1 pseudogene is annotated in these 311 nt (G+C 45.3%); it reads right to left on the bottom strand.

The features are described from left to right. A pseudogene (locus KM934_RS13055) lies at window positions 1–281 on the bottom strand (transposase); the annotation flags it as partial. Window positions 282–311 lie beyond the last annotated feature (30 nt).

Below are 311 nucleotides of genomic sequence, written 5' to 3'. Positions count from 1 at the left end.
GCCATGGAATACGACATCCCGTTTTCCTTCATCATCACCTTTGCTACATTCTGTGATGCGAATGATGCATTGTAGGAAAAGTCCAACTGGTTCTTGTGTCTTGCCTGGCAATGCGTAAGGCCGGTATACTGCTTTGCATCGCGAAAACAAAATTCTATTTGGAATCTTGAGCGGTATGTGCGCAGCACATCCTCACCCGACATGGATGTCTTTGTTGAGAAGAAAAGCTTGTGCTTTCCGTTGGGCATAATCCAAATGACAAGGCGCACTTTCTTCTTCAAAGCCTTTGAATAGGCAATGAGTGTGTAGGC

This window comes from Hallella faecis, assembly GCF_018789675.1.
Classification (GTDB): Bacteria; Bacteroidota; Bacteroidia; order Bacteroidales; family Bacteroidaceae; genus Prevotella; species Prevotella faecis.
The sequence above is the reverse complement of the archived record's forward strand: the minus strand, read 5'-3'. Positions and strand labels throughout refer to the sequence as shown.